The 8,152-nt window shown below is 62.4% G+C and carries 7 protein-coding genes and 2 pseudogenes; 3 read left to right on the top strand and 6 right to left on the bottom strand.

The window, feature by feature from the left end; translation table 11 throughout:
- Window positions 1–38: 38 nt before the first annotated feature.
- From dprA to VZ95_RS12870, 6 genes and pseudogenes are all read right to left on the bottom strand, one after another.
- A complete protein-coding gene (dprA, locus tag VZ95_RS12895) occupies window positions 39–1,007 on the bottom strand; it encodes a DNA-processing protein DprA (RefSeq protein WP_052711742.1) in 969 nt (322 codons plus the stop codon).
- Between the two features lie 43 nt (window positions 1,008–1,050).
- The gene (locus tag VZ95_RS12890) at window positions 1,051–2,565 is read right to left on the bottom strand and encodes a hypothetical protein (RefSeq protein WP_045776205.1); all 1,515 of its coding nucleotides are present in this window, start codon (window positions 2,563–2,565) and stop codon (window positions 1,051–1,053) included.
- Between the two features lie 80 nt (window positions 2,566–2,645).
- Entirely contained in the window at window positions 2,646–3,254 is a 609-nt protein-coding gene (plsY, locus tag VZ95_RS12885; protein WP_045776204.1) for a glycerol-3-phosphate 1-O-acyltransferase PlsY, read from the bottom strand.
- Window positions 3,251–4,540 carry a dihydroorotase gene (locus tag VZ95_RS12880; RefSeq protein ID WP_045776203.1) on the bottom strand — a complete coding sequence of 430 codons (1,290 nt, stop codon included), beginning with the start codon at window positions 4,538–4,540 and terminating at the stop codon, window positions 3,251–3,253. The genes plsY and VZ95_RS12880 overlap by 4 nt, the downstream gene beginning before the upstream one ends.
- Window positions 4,541–4,542: 2 nt before the next feature.
- A pseudogene (locus tag VZ95_RS12875) lies at window positions 4,543–5,492 on the bottom strand (aspartate carbamoyltransferase catalytic subunit).
- Window positions 5,493–5,547: 55 nt separating this feature from the next.
- Window positions 5,548–5,997, bottom strand: a complete 450-nt coding sequence (locus VZ95_RS12870) for a DUF2147 domain-containing protein (protein WP_052711741.1) — start codon at window positions 5,995–5,997, stop codon at window positions 5,548–5,550.
- 198 nt (window positions 5,998–6,195) lie between these two features.
- On the opposite strand from VZ95_RS12870, the gene VZ95_RS24185 reads away from it, so the two are divergent.
- The 3 genes and pseudogenes from VZ95_RS24185 (at window position 6,196) to VZ95_RS29325 (ending at window position 7,910) form a co-directional block, all read left to right on the top strand.
- Entirely contained in the window at window positions 6,196–6,480 is a 285-nt protein-coding gene (locus VZ95_RS24185) for a hypothetical protein (RefSeq protein WP_052711740.1), read from the top strand.
- A gap of 36 nt (window positions 6,481–6,516) precedes the next feature.
- Window positions 6,517–7,473: pseudogene (locus tag VZ95_RS12865) on the top strand (ABC transporter ATP-binding protein/permease); the annotation flags it as partial.
- The gene (locus tag VZ95_RS29325; protein WP_408606087.1) at window positions 7,416–7,910 is read left to right on the top strand and encodes an ATP-binding cassette domain-containing protein; all 495 of its coding nucleotides are present in this window, start codon (window positions 7,416–7,418) and stop codon (window positions 7,908–7,910) included. The pseudogene VZ95_RS12865 and the gene VZ95_RS29325, both read left to right, overlap by 58 nt.
- Window positions 7,911–8,152 lie beyond the last annotated feature (242 nt).

Genomic DNA, 8,152 nt, shown 5'->3' with positions numbered 1-8,152 from the left:
GCAATTCGTCAACCGCGACAGGCGATGGTGACAACATCTCACACAGAATAGGCCGGGGCGCGGGCAAGCTCGGCGGCCTCCGGATCGGGGGGCGGCGGGGCACGAAACAGGTCCGGCTGCGGCTCGGCAAGCTGCCCGCCCAACAGCGGCAGGGCCGAGAGAATATCGCCCGCGTCTTCCACCAGGGTTGCCCCGGTCTTCAGCAGTTTGTTGGAGCCTTTGGCGCGCGGATCGAGCGGCGAGCCCGGCACTGCCATCACTTCCCGACCATAATCGGCGGCCAATTGCGCACTGATGAGCGAGCCGCTGCCCTCGGCGGCTTCAATCACCACGGTCGCAAGCGCAATTCCGGCGATAACACGATTGCGGCGCGGGAAATGCCGGGCTTGCGGCTGGGTTCCGGGCGGCATTTCGGCAATCAGAATGCCGCGCGTGGCAATATCGGCCTGAAGCGCCTCGTGTTCGGGCGGATAGACGATATCGATCCCGCCCGCAATCACGGCCCCAGTCGCTCCGCCCGTAAGGCCGCCGCGATGGGCGGCGCCATCGATACCGCGCGCGAGGCCGGAGATCACGCAAATTCCGGCTTCGGTCAGCGTTTGCGCGATGTGTTCGGCCAGCTTTTGACCGTTGAGGCTGGCATTGCGCGCGCCGACGAGGGCGATGCAGGGGCGGCGCAGCAGCGGCACATCGCCTTTCACGCACAGGGCGGGCGGCGCATCGTCGCATTGGGCCAAGAGCGGCGGATAATCGGGCTCGCCGTGAAACAGCAAGCGCCCGCCTAAAGCCGCCACCCGGTCGATTTCGGCCGTGACGGAGGCGAGGGAGGCGAGCTTCAGCGCCTTGCCGCGCCCGCCCTGCTTGGCAAGATCGGGGATCGCTGCAAGCGCGCGCTCGGCACTGCCGAAGCGCGCCAGCAACTGATGAAAGGTAATCGGGCCGATATTCTCGCTGCGGATGAGGCGCAGCCGATGCAGCCGGTCTTCTCGGGAATAAGCGGTCGCCATAACCCGCGCAGAGTGCCGTTGCGCTCTGCCAGGGTCAAGCAGCTTAAGCGATTATAGGTTGCGCCGTATTGGCGGCAATCGCGGGGCCATTGAGGTAGGTGAAGCCGGCATCCTTGGCCGCGCGCGCAATTTCCCGGCGCTTGATGCCGTAGAGATAGGAATGAAGCCCCGCCTTAGTCGCGTGTTTGGCCAGCGGCAGAATGGCTCGGGTCAGGCTCGTTGGCGTAATCTCGCCGATATCGGGCTCTTCCAGATCGATCCCGACGGCGGAAACTTTCGCCCGCGCCAGCCTGTCGAAATCCGAAAACTCGGTCGTCACCTGAACGGTGACGCTGCGGCAGAAGGGCTGAATCGCCGGTAGCGCTTCCCAGAGTTTCGTTTGGGGCACGCCGGGGGTTTGCGTATTGATCCCGATGATGAAGAAGCGCCTAAACTCCGGCGGCAAAGCGCGGAACATATCGATTATCAGCCCACTGGAGTGCGTAACGAGCGAACTCGTGTGCAGCGTGATATGCAGCAAGCCCGTGCGTTGCCCCGCTTTCAGCGCAATCCGAACCTGATCGACCGCGCGTTTGGCGGCGGCCTTATCCATTTCGAAGGTGACAGCGGCGTCATTGTGGGGAAAGGCCGCTGCGCCCATCAAGATACGGTTCAAAGCGTCGAGCCGCAGAAGATGGGGCGCATAAATCCCAATCACGCCTTTGGTCGTCATCAGGGTGGGGCGGTAGGAGATACCGACTTCCCCAAGACGCGATTGAAGGTCGGCATCGATGGTTTGCGGGCCGGGCAGGGGCGGGGCGCAATCCTCCTCCGCCTCGAATACTTTGTTCCAACTGAGTACCGCCTCGTCCGGCGTTGCCCCGGCGGACGCGTTCTGAAGCGTTTCGATGTCGGTCACGAAGGCTTTTACCCAGCCGTGATCCTTCACGCCCAACTCGCCCAACAGGCGCTCGCGCACTTCGCGGGCAATGGCGGCGGCTTTCAGCCGGGCTTGCTCTTCGGTCAGTTCGGCGAAGAGAACGATGAAGCTATGATCGTCATAGGGGGCGACAACATCGCTGGGCGCGAGCCGGTGGCGGATGACCTGCTCGGCGATGCTTTGCGCCTTTTCGGCCATCTGTTCCCAACGGTCGCCCGCTTCGCGCTTGATCTCGTCCAGGTTGAGAAGCTGTAACTTCCCGGCGCTGCCCTTATCACCCTTTTCGATGACCTCTTGCAGCTTTGCCGCGAAAACAACCTGCGAGACGGCCATATCGGTCGCCTTCTCGGCAACGGCGAGCGCGCCGAAATCCTCGTCGAAATCCCAATCGACGGCGGCCCGCTTGACCGCCACGCGGCCATCTTCGTCCTGCACCGCCGCAAGGCGTGCACTGATTTGGGCGGCTTCATCATTGTCAAAGGCGGGATCGAGCCCCGGTGCCGGATCGCCCACGGTCTGCTCGGCAACGGAACGTTGCGCGGCAGGCTTCGGGCGCTGCGTCGGGTTCTGCTCTGGTTCCTCCTCGAACAACGCATCGGCCAACCGTTTCAGAAAACCGGGCTTCTTATCTTGCGTCATTCCGCGACCTCACGTGTCACTATTTGCGACTATAGCATGAGGTTTTTCAGGTGGATAGAGACTCTTGTTAGGATCGATTCTCAAGCTTTATTCTGGGATTTGCCGATTTTTGGCTCGGTTCCGGCCAGGAGCCGCCGAATATTTTCGCGGTGCCGCCAGAAAACCAGGGCCGATACGGGCAGAGCTGCCAGGGCGGCGGCGGGGCTCGTGAAGCCCCAGGCGAGCAGCGGGGTGAGCCCGATGGCGACGAGGGCCGCCAGCGACGAGCGCCGCCCGAGATAGGCGGTCAGCAACCATAGCCCGCAGGCACTCACCCCCACGGGCCAGGCTAGGGCGAGCCAGAGGCCGAGGGCCGTCGCCACGCCTTTACCGCCCTTGAAGCGCAACCAGACCGGGTAGAGGTGTCCGAGGAAGGCGGCGACCCCGGCGATCAGCGGTGCAAGATCGTCATCCACCAGCCCGCGCGCGAGCAGAACCGCCGCCGCGCCCTTGCCGCCGTCGAGCAGCAGGGTGGCAGCGGCGAGCCCTTTGCGGCCCGTGCGCAACACATTGGTCGCGCCGATATTGCCGGAACCGATTGCGCGGATATCGCCCAAACCTGCGAGTTTGGTGAGGATCAGGCCGAAGGGGATCGCGCCGAGCAGATAAGCCCCCACCGCGACGGCTACCCACAGCAAGGGGTCGGTCATGCGGGCCGCCGATACACGATGCGGCCATCCACCAGCGTAGCCAGAACCTTGCCCTGACTGGGGAAACCGTCGAAGGGGGTATTCTTGGATTTTGAGCGCATCGTTGCCGCGCTGAGCCGCACCGGCGCATCGGGATCGAACAGCACCAGATCCGCGACCGCACCCACCGCGAGGCTGGGCACCGGCTGGCCGAGGATCGCGGCTGGGGCGACCGTTAAGCGGCGCAGCAGATCCATCAGGCGCATCCGGCCCTGGTGAACCGGCGCGAGGCCCAACGGCAGTAGGGTTTCGAGCCCGATGATCCCCGGCTCGGCGGCGACAAACGGCAGGCGCTTGGCGTCTTGATCTTCCGGCGTATGGTCGGAACTGAGCGCGTCGATCGTGCCATCGGCGAGCCCGTCGATGATCGCTTGCCGGTCCTCCTCTTTCCGCAACGGCGGGCTAAGTTTGGTGAAGGTGCGGTAATCGGCAATGGCGATTTCATTGAGGGTGATATAGGCCGCCGCCGTATCGCAGGTCACGCGCACGCCCCTGGCTTTGGCGGCGCGAATGGCCTCGACCGCCGCGCCGGTGGTAATCGGGCCGATATGCAGCCGCCCGCCGGAGAGTTCGGCTAACAGCAGATCGCGCTGCACTTGCAGCAGTTCGGCGGCAGCAGGGGCGGCGGGAAGCCCGAGGCGGGTGGCATACTCGCCCTCGGTGGCGCAGGCGTGGCGGGTGAGGGCGCGGTCTTCGGGGTGAGTGAAGAGGACAGCATTGAAGGTGCGGGCGTAGGCGAGCGCCCGGCGCAGCACCAGCGCGTCGGTAGTGGCTTTCGCGCCATCGGCGAAGGCGACCGCGCCCGCCTCTTGCAGCAAGCCGAACTCGGTGAGTTGCTGGCCTTTGCGCCCTTGCGTCATGGCGGCATAGGGCAGCACCCGCGCTTTGCCGAGCGCCCGGCTGCGCTGAACCAGCCACGCGACCGAGGTTGGGTCTTCGATCCCCGGCTCGGTATCGGGAATGACGCCCATCGCCGTGATCCCGCCCGCGACGGCGGCATCCACTTGCGTGCGCAGGGTTTCCTTATGCTCTTGGCCCGGATCGCGCCCGTGGGTGCGCAGATCGATGAGGCCGGGGGCGAGGCAAGCGCCGCCCGCATCTATTGTCTCAGATCCCTCGGGCGCGGTGAGGCCGGTACCCGTCGCGGCGATTTTACCATCGAGGATCAGCGCGTCGCCGGGCCGGTCGGTGCCTGCGGTCGGATCGAGCAAGCGGGTGTTTTTAACGAGAAGAGGGGGCTGGCCCATGTCTAGTTTCCCCCCTCGGTCGTCGGCAGGCGCTCGGACAGCACGTCCAGGCAGGCCATGCGCACGGCGACGCCCATTTCCACCTGCTCGTTAATCAGGCTGCGGTCGATATCATCGGCAAGGTCGCTGTCGATCTCGACGCCGCGGTTCATCGGGCCGGGGTGCATCACGGCGGCGTCGGGCTTGGCGACGGCCAGTTTCTCTCGGTCGAGCCCGAAGAAGTGGAAATATTCGCGCATGGAGGGGATGAGCGCACCTTGCATCCGTTCGGTTTGCAGGCGCAGCATCATGACGATATCGGCATCGACCAAGCTTCGCGCATCGAGTGGAAGACGCGGACGTTGAGCCGGTCGATTTCCGCTGGAAGCAGCGTCGGCGGCGCGACGACGCGCACTTCGGCCCCTAAAGCGTTCAGCAGCAGAATATTGGAGCGAGCGACGCGGCTATGGGCGATATCGCCGCAAATTGCCACGATAAGCCCTTCCAAGCGACCCTTACGGCGGCGGATGGTGAGGGCATCGAGCAGCGCTTGCGTCGGGTGCTCGTGGGTGCCGTCGCCCGCGTTAATCACGGCGCAGTTGAGCTTGCGGGCCAAAAGATGCGGCGCGCCCGATTCGCCGTGGCGCACCACCAGCACATCCACGTGCATGGCGTTCAGCGTCATGGCGGTATCGATCAGCGTTTCGCCCTTTTTGACGCTGGAGGAGGCCACCGACATATTGATGACATCGGCCCCCAAGCGCTTGCCCGCCAGCTCGAAGCTGGTGCGCGTCCGCGTTGAATTCTCGAAAAACAGATTGATGATCGTCCGCCCGCGCAAAGTGGCGATCTTCTTTTCGGTTTGACGGTTCAGCGCAACGTAGCTTTCGGCGCGCTCTAACAGATACCGCAGATCGAGCGGGTTGAGCCCTTCGATCCCCAGCAGGTGACGGTGACTGAATTGATATGTCATGGCGGCGGGATCATAGGGGCCAGACCCGCCGCCGACAAGATCGCGTGATGCGAGTTTACGACCCCTTTTTCGGGTCAGTCCAGGCTTGGCGCTTGCAGATGAACAGCACGCAGCCTTTCACTTCCAACTCACCGGGGCCTTTGATGCGGATGACGCTATCGTATTCCTTGCCGTCTTCCGGGTTGTAGATATAGCCATCGTCCCACTTCTCGCCGTCCCATTTGAAGTCACGCAGCATTTGCAGGCCGAGAATCGGGCGCTTTTTCAGGGTTTCGTCGGAGTTTTCTTTATCGACCTTGGCCGAGCCATCCGGGTTGGTCGGCTCGCGCAGCCAAACGATTTTACCGCAGAGTTGTGTCGGCGCATTCGGGCAAGCGCCGATTTCGACGCGCGACTTGCCGCCTTCGGTGAGCCATTGCGCCGAAAGATCGGCGGGTGATCCGGCAGCCAGGGCTGCGGTTGACATGAATAATCCGCTCAAGGCGGCCAGAGCCAGCTTCCGCATAATTTCCTCCCGAGAATGATGGCGGACTTTTGGCGTCCGCCTTACCGGCCAGCATAGCGCGTCGTTATTCCCGTTAAAAGACTCTCTTTTACGTTAACGATAGGGCGAGGCGGCGAGATTTGCCCCGATCCTGCCTTGATCGGCTGCTCTGCTCGCCCTACACCGTTAAGGCTTAGGTTTTTTGGGAGTATTGCCTTCATGTCCGACGATCAGCGCACCCCGCCGCGCTTTTGGCACGATCTTTGGCGTTTGATCGCCCCCTATTGGTTCGGCGACCAGCGGTGGGTTGCGCGGGGGTTGCTGGGTTTTCTGGTCGGCATCAATCTCGGGCTGGTTTATGTCAATGTGCTGTTCAACGAATGGTACGGGCGCTTCTATAATGCCCTGCAAGAGCTGGACTATCCGACCTTCAAAACCGAAATCCTCGTCTTCGGCGTCTGGCGACAATCTATATTAGCGTTCAAATTCTGCGCATTTATATGAACCAGATGCTCACGATTAAGTGGCGGACGTGGTTGGTTGGCAAATTTTTTGCACCGTTATCTGTCTGAACAGGTTTATTACCGTCTCCAACTCGGGGAAGCCAAGGCCGACAACCCCGATCAACGTTTGTCCGACGATGTGAGCCAGTTAACGGCGATCACGCTCACGCTGTCGCTGGGTCTCCTCAGCGCAATCGTAACCTTCGTCACCTTTGCCGGGCTGCTATGGGTGCAATCCGGGCCGCTCAGCTTCTCTCTCGGCGAAACGGAGATCACGATCCCCGGCTATATGCTGTGGGCGGCGCTGCTCTATGCGCTTCTCGGAACCTGGATTACCCATAAGATCGGCCGCCCCCTGATTGGCTTGAATTTCCAACAGGAGCGGGTGGAAGCCGATTTCCGCTATGCCTTGATCCGCGTGCGCGACCACTCCGAAGGTATCGCGCTGTATCGCGGTGAACCCCAAGAGGGGCATACGCTGACCGATCTTTTTAGCCGGGTGGTGACGAACTATAAGGCGATCATGCGTCGGACGATTCTACTGACCATGACCACCTCGGTTTACGGACAGGCCGCCATTCTGTTCCCCTTCATCGTCGCCGCGCCGCGCTACTTCGCCCAACAGATCAAGCTTGGCGACGTGATTCAGATCAGCCAGAACTTCGCGCAGGTGCAAACCGCGCTCTCCTTCCTGGTCGATGCCTATAGCTCCATCGCGGGGTGGCGTGCGGTGGTGGATCGTCTCACGACCTTCACTGCAGCCGTCGAGCAAATCGAGAAAAGCCAAGCTGCGGATCGGGTGACGCGCATTACCACGCCTGACAAGCTCCAGGCTGAGGGCCTCAGCCTGTTCCTGCCAAACGGGCAAGCCTTGCTGTCGCCGCTGGATTTTTCGATTACGGCGGGCGAGCGCGTGTTGATTACCGGCCCGTCCGGTTGCGGGAAGAGCACGCTGCTACGGGCGCTCGCGCGGATTTGGCCCTATGCGGAAGGCCGCCTCCAGATGCCGGACGCGGCAGATTGTCTGTTCCTGCCGCAGCGCCCCTATCTGCCGCTCGGCACTCTTCGGGCGGCGCTGACCTATCCGGCCGCGCCGGAAACGGTGGACGACGCGCGCCTCGTGGCGGTGGTGGAGCAACTCGGACTCGCCCATTTGCTGCCGCGTTTAGAGGATGTCGCCCTCTGGTCGCACATCCTCTCGGGGGCGAGCAGCAGCGCGTCGCCATCGCCCGTGCCTTGCTGCATCGCCCGCGCTGGCTGTTTCTCGATGAAGCGACCAGCGCGCTCGACGAAACCTCGGAAACTGCGGTGTATCAAGCGCTCTGCGCCGATCCTGCGGTGAGCATTCTCAGTGTCGGCCACCGGGCGAGTTTGGTCGATTTTCATATGCGCAACCTCAATCTGGCCCCTTTTCGTATTGATAACAGGTAGCCAGGTACGGACCGGCTGTGTCATATCGTATGAGAAAAATAGGCGGGCTGTATGACACAGTCTTAACCTAATCTTTACACTGGGGCGGCGACACTCTGGACTGTGAGTCTCGGTTCCCTCAAGGATTAGGGCGGGCTTCAGGACCAGCGAACGAAAAGCAGGGACGGGACGAGCGTGCAAGATATTCTCGCAAAAATTCAGGCCAATGGTGACATTTTTTATGTTATCACCTTCTTGTGGAC

Origin of the sequence: Elstera litoralis (assembly GCF_000963705.1) — a bacterium.
Lineage (GTDB): Bacteria > Pseudomonadota > Alphaproteobacteria > Elsterales > Elsteraceae > Elstera > Elstera litoralis.
The sequence above is the reverse complement of the archived record's forward strand: the minus strand, read 5'-3'. Positions and strand labels throughout refer to the sequence as shown.